Consider the following 385-nt stretch of genomic DNA (forward strand, 5'->3'; position numbering starts at 1 on the left):
CGTTCACCCTGATCAATGGTATACCAGCTGCCATATAAACTGATCAGCATTAGCAGTAAAACTGCGACTGGAATGATTTTACCGAGATGATTTGTGTTAGCTTGCGCCAGACCATTTTTTAACATTATGCTTCCCTAGCAAAAGTGAATAAAGGTGATTAAATTACTTAGTTATTTTTGAGGTTTCTCTGAAATCCATAGCTTAATATGCCCTTGGACCACCACAACACCGTTAGTGTCATAGGCTTTTACGTCGACTAACATATCACCCACTTGCCATTGTTCTGGTTTTACCTCTGCCACACATAAAATGTCGCTGCCCGCTTTGGCGGTGTAATCAACGCTCATGCCTTTAGGGATCCAGCGTAAATGAGCCGGGATTGATG

1 protein-coding gene is annotated in these 385 nt (G+C 42.3%); it reads right to left on the minus strand.

From position 1 onward, the window contains the following. Positions 1-170: 170 nt before the first annotated feature. A partial coding sequence (locus AAEZ00_RS20680; RefSeq protein ID WP_351089751.1) for a DUF4442 domain-containing protein occupies positions 171-385 on the minus strand: 215 nt, incomplete at its 5' end.

Source organism: Shewanella sp. S1-49-MNA-CIBAN-0167 (assembly GCF_040310145.1).
GTDB classification, from domain to species: domain Bacteria; phylum Pseudomonadota; class Gammaproteobacteria; order Enterobacterales; family Shewanellaceae; genus Shewanella; species Shewanella psychromarinicola.